This window comes from Ruminococcoides intestinihominis (assembly GCF_040096285.1).
GTDB classification, from domain to species: domain Bacteria; phylum Bacillota; class Clostridia; order Oscillospirales; family Acutalibacteraceae; genus Ruminococcoides; species Ruminococcoides intestinihominis.
Map to the genome: position 1 here is coordinate 1 of NZ_JBBMEY010000001.1, position 22,601 is coordinate 22,601.

General features: G+C 30.5%; 25 protein-coding genes, 1 tRNA gene and 1 pseudogene. 3 read left to right on the forward strand and 24 right to left on the reverse strand.

Features of this window, described 5'->3' with window-relative positions; translation table 11 throughout:
- Positions 1 to 135: 135 nt before the first annotated feature.
- From WMO18_RS00005 to WMO18_RS00045, 9 genes are all read right to left on the reverse strand, one after another.
- On the reverse strand, positions 136 to 2,028 hold the full coding sequence (locus tag WMO18_RS00005) for a penicillin-binding Tp47 domain C-containing protein (protein ID WP_211148602.1): 1,893 nt from the start codon (positions 2,026 to 2,028) through the stop codon (positions 136 to 138).
- A gap of 87 nt (positions 2,029 to 2,115) precedes the next feature.
- Positions 2,116 to 2,619, reverse strand: a complete 504-nt coding sequence (locus WMO18_RS00010) for a Gx transporter family protein (protein WP_367286199.1) — start codon at positions 2,617 to 2,619, stop codon at positions 2,116 to 2,118.
- Positions 2,620 to 2,630: 11 nt separating this feature from the next.
- The gene (locus WMO18_RS00015) at positions 2,631 to 3,005 is read right to left on the reverse strand and encodes a NusG domain II-containing protein (protein ID WP_367286200.1); all 375 of its coding nucleotides are present in this window, start codon (positions 3,003 to 3,005) and stop codon (positions 2,631 to 2,633) included.
- Between the two features lies 1 nt (position 3,006).
- On the reverse strand, positions 3,007 to 3,867 hold the full coding sequence (locus WMO18_RS00020) for a 4Fe-4S binding protein (RefSeq protein WP_367286201.1): 861 nt from the start codon (positions 3,865 to 3,867) through the stop codon (positions 3,007 to 3,009).
- A gap of 17 nt (positions 3,868 to 3,884) precedes the next feature.
- Positions 3,885 to 4,388: an FMN-binding protein gene (locus tag WMO18_RS00025; protein WP_367286202.1), complete on the reverse strand. Its 504-nt coding sequence runs from the start codon at positions 4,386 to 4,388 to the stop codon at positions 3,885 to 3,887.
- Between the two features lies 1 nt (position 4,389).
- The gene (locus WMO18_RS00030; protein WP_367286203.1) at positions 4,390 to 5,766 is read right to left on the reverse strand and encodes an FMN-binding protein; all 1,377 of its coding nucleotides are present in this window, start codon (positions 5,764 to 5,766) and stop codon (positions 4,390 to 4,392) included.
- Positions 5,766 to 6,812 (reverse strand): FAD:protein FMN transferase, encoded by a 1,047-nt coding sequence (locus WMO18_RS00035; protein ID WP_022506001.1) that lies wholly within the window; start codon positions 6,810 to 6,812, stop codon positions 5,766 to 5,768. The genes WMO18_RS00030 and WMO18_RS00035 overlap by 1 nt, the downstream gene beginning before the upstream one ends.
- Before the next feature lie 267 nt (positions 6,813 to 7,079).
- Positions 7,080 to 8,831, reverse strand: a complete 1,752-nt coding sequence (locus WMO18_RS00040) for a 1-deoxy-D-xylulose-5-phosphate synthase (RefSeq protein WP_367286204.1) — start codon at positions 8,829 to 8,831, stop codon at positions 7,080 to 7,082.
- Entirely contained in the window at positions 8,831 to 9,223 is a 393-nt protein-coding gene (locus WMO18_RS00045; protein ID WP_367286205.1) for a MerR family transcriptional regulator, read from the reverse strand. The genes WMO18_RS00040 and WMO18_RS00045 overlap by 1 nt, the downstream gene beginning before the upstream one ends.
- 235 nt (positions 9,224 to 9,458) lie before the next feature.
- Between WMO18_RS00045 and WMO18_RS00050 the strand changes: the two genes are divergently transcribed.
- Genes WMO18_RS00050 through WMO18_RS00060 form a run of 3 tightly spaced genes read left to right on the forward strand, consistent with a single transcriptional unit; the run spans position 9,459 to position 11,815 of the window.
- On the forward strand, positions 9,459 to 10,409 hold the full coding sequence (locus WMO18_RS00050) for a TAXI family TRAP transporter solute-binding subunit (protein ID WP_211148388.1): 951 nt from the start codon (positions 9,459 to 9,461) through the stop codon (positions 10,407 to 10,409).
- A gap of 27 nt (positions 10,410 to 10,436) precedes the next feature.
- On the forward strand, positions 10,437 to 11,624 hold the full coding sequence (gene gltS / locus WMO18_RS00055; protein WP_211148387.1) for a sodium/glutamate symporter: 1,188 nt from the start codon (positions 10,437 to 10,439) through the stop codon (positions 11,622 to 11,624).
- Positions 11,625 to 11,644: 20 nt separating this feature from the next.
- Positions 11,645 to 11,815, forward strand: a complete 171-nt coding sequence (locus WMO18_RS00060; protein WP_211148386.1) for a hypothetical protein — start codon at positions 11,645 to 11,647, stop codon at positions 11,813 to 11,815.
- 86 nt (positions 11,816 to 11,901) lie between these two features.
- Here WMO18_RS00060 and WMO18_RS00065 read toward each other — a convergent pair whose 3' ends face one another.
- From WMO18_RS00065 to WMO18_RS00135, 15 genes and pseudogenes are all read right to left on the reverse strand, one after another.
- Positions 11,902 to 12,069 (reverse strand): hypothetical protein, encoded by a 168-nt coding sequence (locus WMO18_RS00065; protein ID WP_211148385.1) that lies wholly within the window; start codon positions 12,067 to 12,069, stop codon positions 11,902 to 11,904.
- Between the two features lie 57 nt (positions 12,070 to 12,126).
- Positions 12,127 to 12,218 (reverse strand) — tRNA-Ser (locus WMO18_RS00070).
- A gap of 88 nt (positions 12,219 to 12,306) precedes the next feature.
- The gene (locus WMO18_RS00075) at positions 12,307 to 13,824 is read right to left on the reverse strand and encodes an extracellular solute-binding protein (protein ID WP_367286206.1); all 1,518 of its coding nucleotides are present in this window, start codon (positions 13,822 to 13,824) and stop codon (positions 12,307 to 12,309) included.
- Positions 13,821 to 14,618, reverse strand: a complete 798-nt coding sequence (locus WMO18_RS00080) for an ABC transporter permease (RefSeq protein WP_022505326.1) — start codon at positions 14,616 to 14,618, stop codon at positions 13,821 to 13,823. Before WMO18_RS00080 ends, WMO18_RS00075 begins: the two co-directional genes overlap by 4 nt.
- Positions 14,615 to 15,406 carry an ABC transporter permease gene (locus tag WMO18_RS00085; protein WP_294670268.1) on the reverse strand — a complete coding sequence of 264 codons (792 nt, stop codon included), beginning with the start codon at positions 15,404 to 15,406 and terminating at the stop codon, positions 14,615 to 14,617. Before WMO18_RS00085 ends, WMO18_RS00080 begins: the two co-directional genes overlap by 4 nt.
- Positions 15,407 to 15,830: 424 nt before the next feature.
- Positions 15,831 to 16,925, reverse strand: a pseudogene (locus WMO18_RS00090) (ABC transporter ATP-binding protein); the annotation flags it as partial.
- Between the two features lie 182 nt (positions 16,926 to 17,107).
- Positions 17,108 to 17,956: a formate/nitrite transporter family protein gene (locus WMO18_RS00095; protein ID WP_022505323.1), complete on the reverse strand. Its 849-nt coding sequence runs from the start codon at positions 17,954 to 17,956 to the stop codon at positions 17,108 to 17,110.
- 142 nt (positions 17,957 to 18,098) lie between these two features.
- Positions 18,099 to 18,641 carry a hypothetical protein gene (locus WMO18_RS00100; RefSeq protein ID WP_022505322.1) on the reverse strand — a complete coding sequence of 181 codons (543 nt, stop codon included), beginning with the start codon at positions 18,639 to 18,641 and terminating at the stop codon, positions 18,099 to 18,101.
- Between the two features lie 4 nt (positions 18,642 to 18,645).
- On the reverse strand, positions 18,646 to 19,086 hold the full coding sequence (locus WMO18_RS00105) for a hypothetical protein (protein WP_022505321.1): 441 nt from the start codon (positions 19,084 to 19,086) through the stop codon (positions 18,646 to 18,648).
- A 50-nt stretch (positions 19,087 to 19,136) separates the two neighbouring features.
- Positions 19,137 to 19,583, reverse strand: coding sequence for a hypothetical protein (locus WMO18_RS00110; RefSeq protein WP_022505320.1), 447 nt, complete (start codon positions 19,581 to 19,583; stop codon positions 19,137 to 19,139).
- Positions 19,584 to 19,907: 324 nt separating this feature from the next.
- The gene (locus WMO18_RS00115) at positions 19,908 to 20,252 is read right to left on the reverse strand and encodes a hypothetical protein (protein ID WP_367286207.1); all 345 of its coding nucleotides are present in this window, start codon (positions 20,250 to 20,252) and stop codon (positions 19,908 to 19,910) included.
- A 209-nt stretch (positions 20,253 to 20,461) separates the two neighbouring features.
- On the reverse strand, positions 20,462 to 20,653 hold the full coding sequence (locus WMO18_RS00120) for a hypothetical protein (protein ID WP_022505318.1): 192 nt from the start codon (positions 20,651 to 20,653) through the stop codon (positions 20,462 to 20,464).
- Positions 20,654 to 20,797: 144 nt separating this feature from the next.
- Positions 20,798 to 21,349, reverse strand: a complete 552-nt coding sequence (locus WMO18_RS00125; protein ID WP_367286208.1) for a DUF5104 domain-containing protein — start codon at positions 21,347 to 21,349, stop codon at positions 20,798 to 20,800.
- A gap of 280 nt (positions 21,350 to 21,629) precedes the next feature.
- Entirely contained in the window at positions 21,630 to 21,893 is a 264-nt protein-coding gene (locus WMO18_RS00130; protein ID WP_367286209.1) for a hypothetical protein, read from the reverse strand.
- 452 nt (positions 21,894 to 22,345) lie between these two features.
- Positions 22,346 to 22,588: a hypothetical protein gene (locus WMO18_RS00135; RefSeq protein WP_367286210.1), complete on the reverse strand. Its 243-nt coding sequence runs from the start codon at positions 22,586 to 22,588 to the stop codon at positions 22,346 to 22,348.
- Between the last annotated feature and the right edge of the window lie 13 nt (positions 22,589 to 22,601).

Sequence of the window (22,601 nt, forward strand, 5' to 3'; positions counted from 1 at the left end):
AGAAGGAGTTTGTTTTTTATACTCATCGCTAAAGCTTTTTTGAACCCCCGATACAATCGGGGGTTTTCGTTATACAAAAAAGAACCACTAATGACTAGCCCATTAGTGGTTCTTAAAATATGTATTGTTAAATAATTATTTAACCTTTACTTTACACTTTAGAGTGATACCGTTTGCCTTTACAGTAATAGTAGCATTACCCTTTTTCTTAGCAACTACTTTACCCTTAGCATTTACAGTAGCAACCTTAGTATTAGATGACTTAAAAGTTACCTTGCCGATTTTGCCCTGTACTTTTAGAGTATAGTTCTTTTTAGCCTTTAGGTTAAGCGTAGTTCTGTTAAGTGTTGGGTTCTTAACTGTTACTTTGAAAGTTCTAGATACTCTATTATTTGTAACTGTAATTACTGCAATACCTTTCTTTACACCTGTTACTACACCGGTTGAAGAAACCTTAGCTACTCTAGTATTGTTACTCTTATAAGTTGTCTTACCCTTACCATTCTTTACAGCAGCCTTAACAGTAGTTCTGCCCTTTACATATACTGATCCTTTAGTTCTAGCCAGAGAAACTGTTGTTTTCTTAACTACAGGCTTAGTAGGTGTAGTTGTAGATGGCTTTGTAGTAGTTGGAGTTGTAGTAGTAGGTGTAGTTTCTGTTGGAGTTGTTTCTGTAGGTGTTGTTTCAGTTGGAACTTCTCTCTTAACTAATGAGTTAATAGCAAGTGTTAGGTGCTTAACCTGTTCATTAATAGAAGCCTGATTTCTAGCATTAGCCAGTAAATCAACAGACTCATCAAGTTCTGTCTTAAGGTCTTTCCAAGAGTCAACTGTGTAATCATTTTCATTTAGAGCATTAGCCTGATCAACAAGTTTCTGTAGTTCAGTCTTATCTAATTCATCAGTTGACTGTGCAGGTAGGTTATCAGCGGTAATCTGGAAGTTTACTGTATAATCTTCGTAACCTAGAGCATAGATAGTAAGTTTCCAATAGCCTGTACCGTCTGTATTTTCAGGTAGCTTAAATCTATAAGAATCTGTTAAACCTAGCTGAATACCCATTACTTTATGCATCCAGTTATCGGAAGCAAACTTTGTACCGAATGATACAAGCTTATTAGAGTATGAGTTATCATCACCGTAGTAATCCCAACGAACTGCATACATCTTTGAACCTAAAGCACCGTATCCGTCACCCTTAAAGTCAACTCTAATGTATTCACCATATGAACCAACATCATCACCGTCTTTAACTTCAATGTTTACATTTTCTGCTTTCTTTAGGTCAGCACCTTCAATACCGGAAGTTGTACCTACATTTCTCTGAGAGAATGAATATGTACCGTCAGTATTCTTTTCAGCATACTTTAGACCATTTGTATTTTCGTCAAGGTTAGCAGTTAAACTGTATGACTGTAGGTTCATTTCAGTAAAGCCACCCTTAACCTCTTCACCTGACTTTACAACTGTATATTTACTTTCAAAGTCGGCTAAATCATCATTCTTAACTGCAACAGGAATGTACTTCATACCTGTAACATCATAACTAGTCATAGTGTAAGCAACACCATCATATGTAAATTTACCTCTTGAAAAGTCAGTAATCTTTGTACCATCTGTTAATACTAAAACATTGTTATTATCTTCTTTAGTCCAATAAGAAACTGCAAATTCTTTTTCATTTTCATTTGCATCCTTAGCAAAAATATCTGCTGAACATTGGAAACTACCTCTGTGTAGTCCATGGTTAGTTGTTGCTCTTGATACTACATCAAAAGCACCCTTATCGTATTCATTATGCGAATCCAGAACATCAGAAGATGCAGTCCAGTTATTATCTGCTACATATACACCCTCAGACTTCCAATATTCATCCCATGTTAATCCGGCAAATACATAAGTATAGTCCTTAGCATTAACATCACTGTTAGTTGTTTCAGCAAAAATACTCATCTGACCAACACTAACAGTCATCATACCAGCCATAGCAATAGCTGATGCTTTCTTTAGAAATGTAGATTTTTCCATTTCTTAATCCTCCTTGAATATATTTTGTTAGCAATTGCTAACTTCTATTCAAAAAAATAGTTATAACCTATAACTATTTTTTATTGACTAATTAAAAACTTTCATTTTAGTTGAAGTTAATATTTTAATTACCTTAGTTGATACAATACCGATAACAAAACCTGTCACTACACCGGAAACTAATAATACAGAAAAATAATAAGCAATACTTAAATTGTTAAGTACTATTGATGCTGCTATAAGTTGTCCTAGGTTGTGCAAAACACCACCAACCACACTTACACCAACAGTAGAAAATAACTTAAACTTTTTGAAAATTATCATTCCCATTAAACTAAGAATACCACCTGAGAAACTATATATTAATGAAAACACATTACCAAAGAGAATTCCCATTAATAATATTCTAATTAGGGATATTCCGATAGTTTCTTTAAACCCAAGAACATATAAGGAAGTAACTACAACAATATTTGCAATTCCAAGTTTAATTCCCGGTATTCCAAAATTAATAGGAATAATTGCTTCAATATAACTAAAAATCATTGCAAGTGCAATAAACATTCCTATCTTTGCAGTTTTCTTTACCAAAAAATCACTTCCTACTTTACTATTGCATCTAAATCATCATTATTACTTATAATTTCATCATCAGTAATTTCTACAACTAATTTGTGTGGTAGGCAAATTAAGCTTTCATTTGTTTTTGAAATATCACCTTTATCAACACAATATTTATCAGGACAATCAGCCTCTTCCATATGAACTTTGCCATCCTTAATAACAACTTTGTTATGACCTAAATCTGTATCTATACCAATAACTTTATTTTCACTTAAACTATAAGTTCCATATGTTGAGCCATTCTCTGTTATAACAACTGTTTTGCCACTTTTGTTATTAAAATTAAAAATTAAAAATACAATACCGGCAAAAACAAGTAAACTAACAACAAGAATAATATCTCTCTTTTTCATATCAAACACCAATAAAATATAGTACAACTAAGAGAATTACTGCTCTGAGAAGTACATACCAAATCTCATTACCTCTAACTTTTCCCGAGACACCTGTATTTTGCTTAGGACAAACTGAGATACATTCACCACATTGGAAACACTCACCACTAACATTCCCTTTACCTCTCTCAGGAATATCAATATTAGCAGGACAAATATTTTTACAAGCTTTACAGCCTTTGATACAATTTTCTCTTTTTCTTGTTACAGCAGTAAAAGGTAATGACGGTAGTAGTGAGAAAACTGCTCCCATAGGACAAAGAAATCTGCAAAAAAATCTCTTAATAAAGAACATACCTACCATAATAACTGCTAAAGCTATTATTCCAAAAGTATATCCGTCAAATCTAAAGTTAAATGAAACTATCATTGAGAATACATCCCATGGACTTTTACCTTGCAGATAGGATGAATAGGCTAAGAAATACATAATAACTATAAATAGCAGTACTACATATTTTAAATAGCTTAGTACTTTAGAAAGTTTATCATTGAGTTTAAATGGTTTTTTCTTCATCTTCTTACAGATAAAAAGGTAAAGTTTATGTAACAAATCACCCATTGTACCAAAAGCACAAGCATATCCACAGAAAAATCTGCCAAATACTATTGTATAAACACATAGTGCAATCAGTACGGCTAAAAAGGAATTAAGTGCAACACTTGAGCCTAAACCTATTTGAGTAAAGATATATTTTACACCATTAAAGACACTTGTGAATGTAGACGGAAACAATAGAAAGAATAAAATCTGAATTGCTAATCTAACATACATATTAAGTTGTTTTTTCTTTTTAGGTGTTAGTTTAATACTTTTCATAAATTATATTACTTCCATTACTTTACTGCTTTATTAAGTGCAATAGTAGCTGCATTTTTGATACCTGTTGAACTAAATGTTGCACCACTTACTGTATCAACATCGGTTGTTTGTTTATCAAGCATTGTATTAATAATATTCTTTGCTGAAGCTAAATAACTTGAGTCTTCTTTATCGGCAGATACAACATTAATTTCTGTTATAATGTCATTCTTAACAGTTAAGCTGACTCTGATATTACCACCAAAACCTTTAGCCTCACCGTCATATGTGCCATCTTTATATTTAGAAGATATTGTAGTTTCTTCTACTTTTGACTCTTTACCGTTATTTTTATTAATTTTAGTTTTAATATCTTCAATGTAATTATCATCATATTCAACTTGTTTCTCTAATGATGATACTTTTGTATTTAATTCTTTTATTGTGTTATCTTTAGCATTAATATCAACAAAAAAGTTATAACCAACAATAACACAAACACATAAAAGAAAGTTAAATAATTTAAACCAAAAATTCACTTTAATCTCCCTTAACTTCTGCAATTAAAAGTGCTTTATTAACAGCTTCAATAATTGCTTTTGATGAACAAGTTGCACCACTAACTGTATCAACAACAGTAGAATTTTTATTGAGAATTTGTTTAACAACACTTGGGTATTTTGTTGTACCTCTTACTGCTCTATTCAAATACCAGTCATTTGCAGTATCGTATTTATCACCAACACCCATAACTTCATCAATAGAAGTTATAACATCATCAAAAATAGAAATTTTTAATGATAAGGTATATTCTTCAAAATCAAAGCTATCATCAGGATAACATACTACTTGTGCCATATATGTACCATTTTCATACTTAAGTTTTACTGTTGGGCTACTAGGTAAAGTAGTTGAAGTTGAATTATTTGTAGTAGTGGTAATAGTGGTTGTAGGAACTGTTGTTGTTTGCTTTACATAGGCCTTTTGTAAAGCATTTGAAACAGCCTCTATTATGCCATTAGAACTAAAAGTTGCACCACTTACTGTATCAACAGCAGCAGTTTGTTTAGTGATAATACTTGAAGTTAATTTTCTTGCCTTTGTAAAGAACTGTTCATCATCTTCTGTGCTAAGAATATTTATCTTATAGATTTTGCCATTCTTAATAACAACAGAAACTTTTATATCTCCTTTATAACCCTCACCAACACCAATATATGTGCCATCTTTGAAAGTAGCATTATTCATATTAGGAACACTTGGCTTTGTAGGAAATTTCTTTGGAGTTGTTGTGGTTGCTATATTATTAGTATTTTTATTGTTATTTGCATAACTTTTTGAATTATCTTTATTGACAACTGCTTTTGATATTGCATTAGAAACTGCTTCAATAAGTCCATTAGAACTATATGTAGCACCTGAAACAGTATCTACATTTGTATTTTGCTTAGCATAGATTGATTTTAACAATCCTTTTGCTTTTGCAATATAATCATCACCATCACCGGTTTTTACAATATCTATATTTGTTATTTTACCATTCTTAATAGTTACTTTTACAGTAAGGTTGCCATTAAAACCAACACCTGTTCCGTAATATGTACCGTCTTTATACTTTTGATTACTATTTAAAGTTAAAGGTAAAACACTCTTTACCTTTTCACTGTTTGAAGTTGAATTATTATTTCCACTTTCACTTGGTAAAGGTGATGTTGTTATGGCATTACTACCGGTAGAGCTAGTGGTAGTTGAATTTGTTGTAGAATTTTCAATATTAATGGTTTCTCTTTTATTTACAGAATCAGCACTAAAACTACCATTTGTAAAGCTATTTACTGCAAAAGCAACACAAACCACTAACACTAACAATGGAAGAATATATTTAATTTTAGAAATATTTTTAAATATATTTTTCATTATTTATTAACCACCTTAATATCCAAATCAGAAGAAAATATATCTTTAATACCATCAGAAATAATTAACTTATTGTCACTTGTATAAAGGATAAAATCAAAATTATAATTTGATTTTTTATAAAAATCAATTGCTTTATCTTTACCCATAACAAACAGTGATGTTGAAAGTGCATCAGCTAAAGTACCATCACTTGAAATAATAGTAACTGATGTAAGTCCATTGTTTGCAGGATAACCATTTGATGGATCTAAGATATGATGATAGGTTTTACCATTCTTAGTGAAATTTCTTTCATATCCACCGGAAGTAATAACTGCTTTATCTGATGTTTGTAACACACCTAAATATTCATCTTCACCAATTGGATTTTGTATTCCGACTTTCCAAAGTGAACCATCAGGCTTTTTACCTAAAACTTGAACATTACCACCTAAAGTTACCATACCACTTTTGATATTATTCTCTTTAAAAATATCAATAATCTTTGATGAGGTATATCCCTTGGCAATAGCACCTAAATCAATTTTCATATTACTATCTTTAAAAGATACTTCATTTTTTCTTTCATCAATTTTAATATTATCAATATCCATATGATTAAGTAATGGTTTTATTTCATTATCTTTAGGTACATAATAATTCTTTGTGGTAAATCCCCAAAGCTCCATTAATGGATAAATTGTTGGATTAAATGCACTATTAGTTGCTTTAGAAATTTTTACTGACTCTTTAATAAGTGACATTGTATCGGCAGACACAACTTGCTTTTTATTTTTATTTAATTTACTGATTTCACTTGTTGACTTACCTGTTGATAAAATGCTATCAAGTTTATTAACTTCCTTTTCTGCTTTAGCAACAGCCTTTTCACCATTATCCCCATAAGCATCGACTTCCATATAAGTATCCATAGCAAAAAATTCTTTTGATGCCGGAATAGTATCATTAACTGTAGTTTTTGAAGTATTCACTTCATTTTCATTACTGCAACCAACAAGCATAATTATTAAAATTAATACACTAAAAGCCTTTATAAATCTCATAAAAACCTCACACTTATCTCCTAAGTTAGCAATAGCTAAATTGAGTTAGCATATCCTAACCATTTAGTATTATAGCAAAGCACTTTTATTTTTTCAACAGTAGATTTTCTAATATTTCATATTTTGTTAAAATGGCTCATAAATTTTTCATATTATAAAAGTATTTATGAATAATCTGCATTATAATGATTAATAAGTAATCTTTTTATATATAAAAAGGTGCAGTTAAATTAACTGCACCTTAAAAATTGATTATTTTGTAAAGGATTATAAAGAATTCTTAATATCTTCTACAATCTGTTCAGGAGTAATTCTATTTTCTCTTAGAATATCTTCCGGATTATATCTGTCTAGAAATTCCTTCTTGTAACCATAATTAATAGTATTCACATTAGTATTACCGTAGAAACGAGAAATCTTCTCACCAAAACCACCATCAAGAACACCATCTTCAATAGTGATAACAAGCTTATGGTTATCCTTTAGGCTTTCTAATAGTACATCATCTGTACCTGTAATAAAGTATGGGTTAATAAGTGTTGCATTAATGTTACTATCAGCTAACATTTCCTTTACCTTTTCACCAATACCAAAGAAAGAACCTAAAGCAATAATTGCAACATCATTACCCTCTGATACAACTTCATACTTATTAAGTTTGCTAAAGTCCTTAGTTTGAGGTTTACCTGCCTCAAATACATCATATGGTACTCTAATAGCTACAGGGTGTTCATTCTGTGTAGTAGCATAATCAACCATAGCTTTGTAATCTTCTAAAGTTGTAGGAGCTAAATAAACTAGGTTTGGAATGTTAGACAGCATAGGTATATCATAAATGCCTAGGTGAGTAACATCATTCATACCATAGATAGATGCACAGAAAACAAGAAATGTTACAGGACTGTTATTGATACAAACATCCTGAGAAATTTGGTCATATGTTCTCTGGATAAATGTACTATACACACCATAAACTGCATTGCCACCACCTGTTGCAATACCGGAAGCAAGTGCTACTGCATGTTCTTCAGCAATACCAACATCAACAAACTGCTTACCGGCTAAATCTCTCTTATCCTTAGTAAAGCCCATTACTGCTGGTGTAGCTGATGTGATAGTTAAAAGCGTCTTGTCCTCTTTCATCTTATCAAGTAGCATTTCACAAGTAATTTCACCATAATCTTTAGCGTCACCAAAGTCAATAGTAGACTTACCTGTTTTAGGGTCAAATGGCATACACCAATGCCATGCCTCTTTATTCTTTTCAGCTAAAGCATATCCCTTACCTTTTTCAGTAACAATATGAACTACAGTAGGCTTTGTAGTATCTTTAACTTCTTTTAAAGCTGAAATCATTTCTTCAATATTGTTACCATCAGCAACAAATTTATAGTCAAGTCCCATAGACTTAAATAGGTTACATTCGGCTTTACCGTTAGTTTCACGAAGTAACTTTAGATTCTGATATAAACCACCATGGTTTTCAGCAATAGACATATCGTTATCGTTTACAATAATAATAATATTGCTTTCAAGTTCTGAGGCAAAGTCAAGTCCTTCAAGTGCTTCACCACCACTTAATGAACCGTCACCAATAACTGCAACTACATTGTAGTTTTTGCCTTTTACATCTCTGGCCTTAGCAAGTCCACAAGCTAAGCTAACAGAAGTTGAAGTATGACCGATTTCAAAGAAATCATGGTCACTTTCTTTTGGATTACTATAGCCGGAAATATCGTCAAAGTTTTCTTTATATAAATAAGAATTCTGTCTGGCTGGCAGCATTTTGTGACAATAAGTTTGGTGAGAAACATCAAATACAAACTGATCTATTGGTGAATTGAAAACATAATGCATAGCAATAGTTGCTTCAACCATACCAAAATTAGGTCCAAAGTGTCCACCGTGAATACTAAGTCTGTGTAATAAAGCATCTCTCATTTCTGATGCAAGTTCATTTAGACTATCAATATCCATTTTCTTAACATCAGCAGGTCCATTTATTTTTTCTAAATACATCAACAATTCTCCTTTTCATCATTCCAATTTAGAACACCTGTTTTTACAGCATCTTCATACTTTGAGATTTTGTAATTTAATCTTTTTAAGGTAACATCGATCTGTTTCCTCTGTTCAAGTAAAGAATCTCTTTGTTTTTCTAATAAATGAAGTCTATCAGGAATTGTGCTGTCCCCTTGTCTATATAGCTTCACATATTCAATCATAGCTTCAACAGGCAAACCGGCACTTCTCATACATAATGCTAGTGACACCCATCCAAGATCCACTTCTTGATAATCACGAATACCACCGGCAGTTCTTGTAACCGGAGGAATCATACCAACCTTTTCGTAATATCTCAATGTATCAGGTGTAACATTATATATTTTGCTTACTTCATTAATTGTCATAGAAATTCATCCCCTATATATTAATACTTAGAGTATACTCCAAGTCAAGTCTTATTTTATTATAAATTAAATTTTTGTAATTTCAATATGTTTATTTCAAAAATATTTATATTGTTTTTGGTTATTTATCTACGATTTTAATTCTAGAATGGGTTTACTTTTCAATCAAAATTGACAAAAAAATAATGAATATGATATAATAAACTAGAAAAATTATGTCATAAGAAGGGATTTAATGAAAAAGATATTTGCAATATTACTTTCATTGATATTTGTTGTTTCTTTATGTAGTTGTTCATCAGATAATGATAAAATTCGTTTTGGTGCTGCCGGTATTGGTGGTATTTATAACGAAACAGTTACATCAATCAGAGAACTAGCCGATGAAAGTGGAAAGCTAAAAATCGAACAAAAAACTACTGCAGGTTCTGCAGCAAATGTTAGACTGCTTTCTCAAGGATATTTAGATGCTGCTATTGCACAATCAGACATTGTAAGTGATGCCTATAATGGCGAAAACAACTTTGAAAAGTCAGGTGCATATAAAGGCTATAGTGCTTTAGCATCTCTTTATACTGAAGCTTGTCATATTGTAGTAAGAAAAGATTCTAATATTAATTCAGTAGATGATTTGCTTGGCAAGACAGTCAATATCGGTGAAAAGGAGTCAGGTTCTGAACTAAATGCAAAACAAATTCTTGCATCATATGGACTAAACTCTAAGATGGTTAAGGAAGTTAACCTTGATTATGCCGAAGCTGCTAAGAAACTTGAAAACAAAGAAATTGATTGTTTATTTGTTACTGTTGGTATGAATGCAACTATTGTTGATGAATTAGCAAAACAATGTGATATTAAACTGCTTGAAATTGATAATGCTACATCTAATAAGCTAAAGTCAGCTTACTCTTATATTGATTGCAAAATTCCAAAGAATACATATAACGATCAAAACACAGATATAAATACTATTGGTATTAAATCTGTTATTCTAGTAAGTGACAAATTATCTAATGATAAAGTAAAAGAACTTGCCAAATTGATTTTCAATAATGCTAAGGAAATTCAGCTGACTGTATCTGCTGATATTGACATTACAGAAGAAAATGCAGTTAAAGGTATTAATATTCCTTTCCATAAAGGTGCTATTGAATATTACAAAGAAAAAGGTATTTCAGTTAAATAACTATTAACTGCGAAAGGATTGATAACATTGGATATTACACTAGATATGTATCAAACAGTTGCAGTTGCTGTAGTTGTTCTGATGATAGGTAATTTCTTAAAAAAGAAAATTTCATTTTTACAAAGGTTCTGTATTCCTTCACCTGTTATTGGTGGTTTGCTATTTGCAATATTTACATTAATATTGTACGCAACAGGAATTGCAGTAATTGACTTTGATGACACATTAAAAGAAGTCTGCATGGTTCTGTTCTTTACTTCTGTAGGTTTCCAAGCCAACTTAAAAGTCCTCAAAAGTGGTGGTAAGGCACTTATAGTGTTTCTTGTACTTGTTGTTGTGCTTATTATTGGACAGAACTTTGCATCAATCGGACTTGCAAATGTACTGGGACTTGACTCCTTAACAGGTATGACAACAGGTTCTATCCCTATGATTGGTGGTCATGGTACTGCCGGTGCATTTGGCCCTGTACTAGAGGACTTTGGTGTTTCAGGTGCTACAACAGTATGTACTGCTGCTGCAACATTCGGTTTGATTGCCGGTTCACTAATGGGTGGCCCTATTGGTAACAGACTTATTAAAAAGCATAATCTACTAGATACTATAAAAGCTGAGGATGACAGTTTCCTAGTTGAAGAAGAAGAAAAGCATGAAAGACATTTTTCTATGTATGCTCCTGCAGTTTTTCAGTTGATTATTGCAGTAGGAATTGGTACAATAGTATCAGAGCTACTTTCACTTACAGGAATGACATTCCCTATTTATATTGGTGCAATGATTGTTGCTGCTATTATGAGAAACATAGGTGAATACACAGGTAAAATTACTATTCATATGGGTGAAATAAATGACCTTGGTGGTATTTGTCTATCTCTATTCTTAGGTATAGCAATGATTACTCTTAAATTATGGCAACTAGCTGACCTAGCTTTACCACTTGTTATTCTACTAGCCGGCCAATCAGTTCTTATGTTCTTATTTGCCTACTATGTTGTATATAACATTATGGGTAGAGATTATGATGCTGCAGTAATTGCTGCAGGTACTTGTGGTTTTGGTATGGGTGCTACGCCTAATGCTATGGCTAATATGCAAGCTATTTGTGATAAATATGCACCATCAGTTAAGGCATATTTGATTATTCCTATTGTAGGTAGTTTGTTTGCTGATTTCTTAAACAGCTTAACAATAACATTCTTTATTAATTTATTGTGATAATTTGGAGGTAATGTTTTATGAAGGACAAGGCAAAAGACAAGTATAGTTTCAATTCAGAAAATTTAGCAGTACCTGAAGTTCACACAGGAAAAGTAAAGCAAAATGATATTGTAGAAGAGGATGATGAACCTGTGCTATATGATGTAGCAGTTCCGGAAGTTCACATTAAGAAAAAGAAGAAAAAGTAAAATGTAACACAAAAGTCCTAAGATGAAAAATCATCTTAGGACTTAATTTTTTGCAAAACATTTGACTAATTTAAATTTTGATAATCTTATTTATTATTTTCTTCAATATACTTTTCTTCTAGTAATTTTTCCATTACTTCAATATCATCAATATTTTCCGTATCTAATATACCAAATTTATATTCATCTGCATTTTTAGCTTTATTTTCTAATTCTTGAGATATATTTTTAGAGTTGTTTTCTGATTTATTCATTTAATTCAACACTTTATACAAAATTAAAGAAAAAAGCCCATTAGAATGGGCTTTTTATGGCGAAGGGTTGGAGATTCGAACTCCAGGCTTTACTTTCGTAAAACACGATATTTCGAGTATCGCACCATTGACCACTCGGACAACCCTCCAAATAAATAGGAAGTGCGTTAAATTAATGCCACATTTCCTTTTTATTATACAACTTTTCTTAATTCAAATAATGCAATTATAGAATTATTATATCTTTTTATACTTTTTCTGCATTTTCTTATTTCTAAAAGTATGACCTTTAGTATAAATGATTATCAGTATTGCAACTATAATAATTACTGCAACAACAATGTACCAAACATATGACGGAATTGAATTTAGATTAAAGCACCGTACATTAATCCACATTTGGTTCATTCGTTTATTTTCATCACTATTAAAGAACATCATTACTGCACAACGTTTTAAAATATCTTCTGTAGGATATTGAGTAAACAGTTGTCTTTTTGTTTGGTCTTTTGTAGTTTTTACAATATAATCTTTATCCTTGGAATTACCTGTAAAGAAGAAACCTACCGGGTAATCAACAGTTTCTTCATCATCTTCTGCACCGTAGTTCCAATTAATGTATTCAAAAATTCTGTTGTCATCACCACCGGAAATGCAACTTGTATAACCGATATAGTACATATTACGAATTACATTATCAGGTCTTGAAACAAAGTTAATAAATGACTCAGCTACTTGTTGCTTTTCTTTATCGCCGTTAATACCTTGCTTTAACATAACCCAACCGTCACACCAAAGGTTTGAACATTCCTTAGGCACTGCATATTCAAGGTAACAATTGTCTTCTTCTGCTTGGTCAAGGCTATATACTGCATCTCCTGACCATTGGAAATTGGCAACTACTTTACCTGACACCATATCGGACTTACCACTATCAGTTTCAAATGAATAAACATTATCCTTGATACCCTGTAATCTTTCTTCTGCTTTATCAACTGTTGATTGTGAGGTATCATTCATTAATTTAGTTATTTGCTCATTATAGTCCTTAGAATTCTTAAATTCATCAGTAGACATTTTATCTGAATTTATAAGACCTAAAACTGCAAAATAACTATCTCTAACGCTATCTTTAATAGTGATTTGTCGGCTATACTTTTTATTTTCAAGTATCTTCCATGTTGAGGCATCTTCTGTTGATACAACATCAGGGTTATATACAAAACCCATTGTACCCCACATATAACCGGCTGAATAGTCACTCCACTTTTTGTTATCAATCTTAGTTGTATCCATTAAGTTTTTGATATATGGTGATACACCTTTTGCATAGTAATTATACTTATTACTTGTATCAAAAAATTCTTTTGATAAAGGTACTAACATATCTTCATCAATCATTTTCATACCCATATAATCAGATGGACAAACTAAATCAAAATTATCACCCAGGGTAATTTGGTTATATAAATCCTCATTTGTGCCGTAAGTTGAATATTCAACCTTAACCTTTTTACCATAGGTTTTGTAATACCAATTTTCAAAATCAGTAGTCATAGAATTTTTACCGATTATATCACCACTGTCAAGGTCAATGGTATCATCTTTGTCCCAATTACCCTCATCAATATATTCTTCGCAATTTGAAATTCTAAGGGTAATAACATCCTTATCTTTTGCAGATACTGACATAGGTAAAATGAAAATAGATGCAGTTATTAAAAGCATAATTAAAATAGAAATTAATTTTTTCATCTACTTTCACCTACCTTTTTGTTTGTTCTGAAATAATTAATCAAAACAATTGCAATAACGATTGCAAAGATAATTGTAGATAATGCCCATAAGGCTGTTTTTATGTTTGTTTGAGCTCCTTTTGTAGCATTTACTACATAGGTACTAATTGTATTAAAGGTAGCCGGTTTTGTGTATGTTGTAACAAAATAATCATCAAGTGAAAGTGTAATTGAAAGCATAAAACCGGAAACTATACCCGGCATAATCTGAGGAATTACAACCTTAAATAGTGCTTTTGATGGTGTAGCTCCTAAGTCTAGAGCTGCTTCATAAAGGTTGTTATCCATTTGTATAAGTTTAGGTACAACAGAAAGATATACAAATGGAGCACATAAAGTTACTTGACCTATAACAAGTGGAATATATGTGCTTTTATCAATACCAAATGCAACAATTAGCAAAATACAAATTGAAAAGCCTGTAACTACATCTGCATTAACAACAGGAATTTGGTTAGCATTTCTAATAAATGCTTTCGGTAATCTCTTTGAATAAAATGCACCGATTGCACCACTAGTGCCTAATACAACTGCCAGTATAGCAACAACTAATGCCAATACTAATGTATCTACAATCATTTCTAACAATTCTTTTGTAGTAAACAAGGTTTCATAATTATGAAGAGAAAAACCTCTTATAGCACCGATTGTGGTGGAATCTGTAAAGCTATATATTGCCAAAATAATAATTGGCAAATAAATTGCTAACAGTACAAGAAATACCCAACTTGCTGAAAATATCTTTTTTATCATAGAGAAGCACCTCTGCTTTCTCCAACACCATCACCAAGTCTGTTGGTAAATATTGTTACAATAAAGATAATAACCAGAAGTACAATGGAAATCATTGAACCATTGTGCCAATCATATGCATTAAAGTAACTACCGATTAAGCTACCCATAATATATGTGCTATTGTATAGCATATCAAGTACAACATAGTTTGTCATTACAGGTAAGAATACCATAGTAACACCACTGATTATTCCAGGCATTGAAAGTGGTAATGTTACCTTTAAGAAAGTAATTCTATTATTAGCACCTAAGTCATTAGATGCTTCAAGAAGTTTCTTATCAATTTTTTCAAGTGTTGTATATAAAGGTAAAATCATAAAAGGTAAGAAGTCGTATGTCATACCGATTATAGTATTTAAAAAAGGATGGCAAGCAAGGTTACCCTCTATTGCAGTTAGAATTTCTTTTAATGCAGTAATTCTTAATGTGAAGTTAATCCACATAGGCATAATAAAAAGCATCAAAAGAACTGATTTTCTTTTTAGCTTAGAATTCGCAAGTATTAATGCTACAGGATAAGCAATTAATAAGCATACTACTGTAGTAACTAAAGCAGTAAACATACTATAAAGCAAAGTGCCTATAGTGTTACTGTCAGTAAAGAAATCTGTAAAATTAGAAAGTGTAAACTGACCCTCGCCATTAGTTAAAGCATAATAAATAATTACAAGCAAAGGTGCAATTACAAACAAAACAAGAAACAATCCGTAAGGAATACAGAGTTGTTTACGAGAAAACTTAAACATTTTTCGACCTCCAAAATGATGATTACTTTAATTTCAATGAAATATTTTCTTTAGGAATAATCAGACTGACAAAGTCATTTTCATTCCATAAGTCTTCATCATCAAATATGAAGTCATATTCGTTTTCTGTTCTAACAATATACTGATAGTGGTCACCTTTATAAATAAGTGAAATAATATTGCCGGTAGTTCCACCCTTATCAGCATCATCACTCATTTCAATTGAACCAAATACAGGGATAGAAACTGAAACTTCTTTGCCTACTACATCAATTTCATTACCCTTTTCGTCAACAAGTACATCATCAACATACTTTGAATTAGGATAAAGCTGAGTAAGGTCACATTCAAATTCACCATCAGCAAATTCAACTGTATTGTGCTTTGTAATAATACCCTTAAAGTCGTTTGTAGTAAGGTTATTTTCAATCAAATGAATACTATCAGGATCAATATCAATAGAAATTGTGTCACCTACAACTGCATTGTAAATTGAGTTAATAACAATTTCATTATCACCTGAAAGAACTGTAATTTCATAATGGACACCCTTAAATACAACAGAGTCAACTACAACATCCATCATACCCTCACCCTTAGGTTTCATTACAATATCTTCAGGTCTAACAACTACATCAACCTTAGTTCCAATATGGAAGTCATCAACACAAGTAAATGTATGGTCACAAAACTGTACTTGTAGCTTATCAGTAACTTTACCGTTAAAAATATTACTTTCACCGATAAAGTCAGCTACAAAAGCATTCTTTGGTTCATTATAAATTTCTTCCGGTGTACCAATCTGCTGAATTACACCATCAGACATAACAACAATTTTATCGGACATTGTAAGGGCTTCTTCTTGGTCATGGGTTACATATATGAAAGTGATACCAAGTCTTTCATGCATTGCTTTAAGTTCAATCTGCATTTCTTTACGCATCTTAAGGTCTAATGCACCTAAAGGTTCATCAAGTAAAAGAATCTGTGGTTCATTTACAATAGCTCTTGCAATAGCAATTCTCTGTTGTTGACCACCTGACAAAGTATCTACAGAACGCTTTTCAAAGCCCTCAAGGTCAACTATCTCTAAGGCTCTCTTAACCTTTTTGTCAATTTCTTTTTTAGAAAGTTTTTCCTTACGAGTGATAATCTTGCCATTATCTTTCTTGTAAGTAACTTCATTAGTTTTTAGCTTTAAGCCAAAAGCAATGTTATCATATATATTAAGATGTGGAAAAAGTGCATATCTCTGAAATACTGTATTAATAGGTCTTTCATATGGAGGAAGTTTACTTATGTCCTCACCTTTTAAAGTGATCTGACCCTCCGTAGGAATTTCAAAACCTGCAATCATTCTTAGTGTAGTTGTTTTACCACAACCTGATGGTCCAAGAAAAGTAACAAACTCACCTTTCTTTACTTCCAAATTAAAATCTTCAACAACCACAACATCATCAAAAGATTTTCCAACATTTTTAAGTTCAATAATATTCATTGAATTAGATACCTTAGACATAACGACCTCCTTATTTATTACCCGCCTAAAAAAACAGAGGAAAACTCCTCTGTTTACGTTTAAAATTATACACAAATTTCTACTTATAGTCAATGAATATAAAAGATAATTAATGTAAATTTAATATAAAAATAAAAGCACAGAGAATTCTCTGTGCTAATAGGACAATATGTGACAAGAAATCAGGAATTTTTCTTATCCCAATTTCTAATATGTACGAAGTAGAATACTGCACCAACAAGTAACATACCACCAACAATATTACCTAAAGTAACATAGATTAATTGGTCTGTACCTGCAAAGTGCTTTAAATTTTCACACTGCTGAGCAGTAATACCAAATAGCTCTTTAGCCTTTGCAACATACTGTGGGTTAGTTGTTGCTAAAATACCTGAAGGTAAATAGAACATATTAGCAACACAATGTTCGAAGCCACAAACTACAAACAAACAAATTGGGAAAAATACAGCAAAGATTTTGCTAATTACTTCCTTAGCAACACTAGACATTAGGATTGCTAAACAAACAAGAATGTTACACAAAATACCACTGACAAAAGCAGTAGATGGAGCAAGTGAAGTTTTTCCAATTGCAACCTTAATTGTATAAGCACCTAGGCCACCACTTGATAGGTCAAACTGACCTGAATAGAAAATCAAGAAATCCATTATTAGTGCACCAACAAGGTTTGAGAAATACACAATAACAAGATTACGAATCATCTTAGACACTTTAATTTTCTTATCAAGTGCACCCATTATCATTAAACAGTTACCGGTAAAAAGCTCACTACCGGTAAACACAACAAGCATAAGACCTACAGGGAAAATCACACCGGCTAACATCTTTGCAACACCGGCATTATCAATACCATGAACTACAACGTTACTTGCTGCACCACCAAATGCAATAAATGCACCTGCCATCATACCCAAAATAATCATTTTTAACAGTGGTAAATTTGACTTTTTAACTCCGGCATTAATATTAATATCAGCCATTTCAGCTAACATATTTGAAGTTCTTCCCAAAGTTTCTCCCCCATTTCAAATTGACATCAAGGATTATTTTATCATAAATACACCTATTTAACAAGTAAAGTACATTATATAAAATAATCATAACATATAATCAATATTGATATAGAGAATTTCTATAAAAATTATGTGATAATCAATCAAATTCTAAATATTTAATATTAAGTTCACTTTCACTACCAACAATTGTTTCAATTTTAGATATAATTTCTTTGTAATTATCAGAATAAATAAAAATTTCAGTATGACAAGTTGCTTGTAAAATCATATTATACTTTGGCAAATAGAAATCTATAAACGAAAAGTATCTAAAATTATTTTCGATTATGTAGTCAATAATTTCATCATTATGGTTAATTTCATAATTTCTTTTCTTGTTAAACTGCTCATTTAAATTATTAAATGAATCGTAGCACTTCATATCTTTCCAATGTGCAAAAAGGTCAGACTTTTCCCCTATGTCCTTTCCGATAATAGCTTTATCACCAAACTGATAAATTATATTTTTCAGAACATCACTATACTTCTTGGCATAGGAATAGAATTGTAGTTTTTCATCAAGTGAAGCATCTATATCATAACCACCATCCCAATACTTTTCACCGGTTATTACATAAACACCCTTTTTATGATATAGCTTTTTGACTTTTTCTATATCTTTAAACTTAACTTTATTCATATAATCAATCCCATATTTTTGTAATAATGGCATTAGGAAAAAATTCTTTATTTAGTTTATCTTTTAACTGCCCTGTATTATCATCAAAGTAATCATTTTTTGCACATCTGATTTTCTTATTATAGAAGGTAAATTTAGTTATCATTACATTTGTAAAGATTTTCTTACAATCATTTCTATTATAAGTGTAGGTCTTATTCTTAAATTGAAACACAATATTATCATTATCAAAATAAACTTTATAAGCAAAGGTTGAAAAATAATGGATTTGTCCTATAAACATACCTATTAAACAAATCTCTACACCTATAAATAATATAAAATTACCTACTGTAACATCACCTATACAGAAAGCAAAAATCATAATTAAAGTTACTAGTGACAAAAAGGATATAACGAAAATTGAAAAAACTTTCAAATATTTATTAAACCAACTCATTTTCATGAGAACACCTCCATTATTTTCAATACTACTTTCAGCACTAATACTAAATATTACTTCTTTATAAAAGCTAAAGTTTTACCCATAAGATAGCTATACTCTGCATTATTCATCTTATTGATTTTTACATTCAGTACACCATGGTAATAATCATATTGACCAGATGCATAATTATCAAAATCACTATATTTTTCACCGGTTTCTTTACCTGCAAAAACACTTTCTTTTCCAATAGAGATACTTCCACTATTATTATCCATTTTAAAATCAACTTTGTTCCCATCAACATATGTATTAAAGCAATGTGGTTGTCCATACGGAAATAATTTATTACTACTAGTAAAACTGATGTTATACTTCTCGTTATACCAATCAGTGTTATATTTAGAGCCAATATCATCGTATGAATAGGCTACTATTAAAATATAAGTTAATAACAATATTACTATACTGACAAAAATACACGCAATAACTATAGTAGATTTTTTATGTTCTTTCATATAATAACTACCTTTTATATAAAGAATTCTAAATATAAATAAGAAATTAGTAAAATAATAGCTACAATTAAGCCAATGGTTGCATTTTTAATTTTAAAATTTACTTTTTTCGACATATCCAATGAAGCTATCACATAGCAAATTCCAAATAAAATCAAGGCTATAATACCAATTCTTAATGTCACATATCCGTTTAATATTTATAGAAGTACTTATTGGATTAAATACACCAAGCGTATAAATCGCTCCTATCCTCTAATTATAGAAACCATATGAATGAGATAAGCGAACCGATATAGAGAAATACTCTGTTTGTATAACTCTTTATACGCAAGGAAATGTTCCTCCGTATTTTTTGAAAATTTTCTCTACTTTACTGCGTTCTGAATTAGAAATATTAAAATACTTATCTTTAAATTTTACAATACCACAAGAATCACAAGCAATACAGTAATAGTCATTATCAAACTTAATAGAGATATTTTTATCAAAACCACAAGATGGTTCATCATTACATAGTTCTTTCTTATTAAATATATCTTTGACTATATTACTCTCAGCCTCAGTTAATGTTACTGATATGTGTTTATTGTCATAATTATAATTTAATTGTCCAATAGAACTATCAGCGATATTAGTTGTATTATTACAAGCGCATAAGAACATCATAAAAGGTATCATTAATAACAAGGTTATAGTTTTAATATAGTATTTTTTAATCATATTATTATCCTTCGAGAGAAATTGTTTTTATATATAATTCTTCAAATTATTATCATTCTGTACTTAATTCTACAAGCAATAAATATACAGAATTGAACTACTATTACGGTCTTATGATAAGAGAAATCATTAAAATATATCTTTTAAACTACTGTTCATTTAAAAAAAATCGGTTCAAAATTCATTCTAGGATACCTTTTAATGAGAAAATCATAAACTCTTCGACTAACAACCCAATATGGCAAATGCATTTCATATTTTTCATATGTTGCACTGTCAGTCTTTTCAGCAATTAGGTTATTATTACTATCATAATAATAGTTTGTTACCTTAGAACCTACTCTCATTCCATTTGCATTGTAACGGTATGTTATCTTTGTTCCATCACTTAAAGTAGTTGTTGACTACCATCTGCCGTTTTTCTATTAGACAGATATTTCACTACGAAAATTTAATCTATAGCTAAATTTTAGTAATACAATGCATTTTTATCACCCTACATAAATTCCATATTTTGGTATATCAGAACCAATATCATCATCTGAATAAATTCCTTTAATCTCACTTTCATCTAAATTGTTGTCAACTATGCACAAATTCCACACGCCTACATTTAAATCATCATTATCATCATTCGAACATATTTCTATAGAAATATCAAAACTCTTATTCGCTTTCTTTATAGTTACATCTCCACCTGTAAATGTTATGGTCATGCCATCTTCAGTAGAATCGGAATCACCAGACCAACTATATTCAACTTTTTCCGACTTTATTGTGTAGTACTTGAAAGCCTTATCTAACTCTTTATCAAAGTTTTTATACTTTTTTAGTATATTTTTAGCAAATAGTGATTTTACCATCTCTTTATCTCTGTTATCAAAAGCTTTAACTACCTTTTTTAATGTATCAATGGTAATTTTTTCAGTTGATGCAAAGAAAGAATAAGGTAGAGCCTTTAGGTCACCACCAAGAATATTACATCCTGTTAGTGAAAAAGTAAGAAACAATAAGGAAACAACAATACAAACTAATTTTTTCATATTTCACCTCCATACTAAAAACTCAAATATCCCCTAAATTTTTTAGTGTTAAATTTCCATTTTTTTCAACCATTAGATTTCGTTTTCTTCTTGATATATGTATTACTCAAATTGCAATAACTTTCCGTAAACAACTTCGCTTATTTTTCATATAATTACCTACTTTATTTTGAAAAAATACTTTCCGGTTTCAATAGGCAAATATGTTTTATTGAAGAATCCAGTAGTTCTCCTATATTTATATAAATTACCACTAATTCAACAACAAATATATTATTTGTTAACTTAAAATAGAATAATAATCATATCCATCAACAATTGTATCACATACAGTTACACTATAAACAATCCATTTACCATTATCATTATGAAGTTCAATAATATGATTTCCATTTGAATCGTTTACAACATTATTTCTGTTGTCATATGACCTATAAATATATCTGTACTCAGCAATAGCTACACCATTATGTTTAAATACTTTACTGACTTTTCCACTATTTTTCTCATTAACAATATTATTCACATTATCCCGATAATTCATTTCGCTAAAGTCTTCTCTTGAAATTATTCCATTAAATTTAGTGTCAAATCGACCATAGTTTTTATACGCACTATTTTCTATTTCATCTACTAAAGAATACACTTCACCTTTAATATTAATAGGATTCAAGTAAAAGAACATCGTAATAAAATTTGACAATAAATAAGAAAAAACAAAAACAATTATAAAACATACCTTTTTCATAATATTCACCTCATACTCAATATGTAAACACATCTATTTTTCATCTTTTTATTAGTAGTTCCTCTTAACATTTCATATTTGTGTGGATTAGTATGGACTGCATAAAAGATTTTTATATTTACCTTACTAATAATAGTAGCGTGAATAATGATACCATTACCATTATCAAAATACATTAAATCTCCCATTTTTATTTTATTTTTTTAATAAATTTTAGGTGCTTATCATCTGCTATTAGATTATTATTACTATTCATAAGCTATTTGTTCATATGCTTTGTCTACAACAAGGCTCATACCTTCATATTTATATGTTATTTTAGTTCTACAAGGTTCAAATAAGCTACCTCCACCTGATACAATTTTTCCATTAGCATCTCTAACGTCATAAATGTAATAATGATACACAACAACCTCATTCCACACAGGTATAGCAACATATACGCCGTAATATGATGTATCGGTATCAGCTCTATCACCACTAAAATGCATTTGATTATAATAC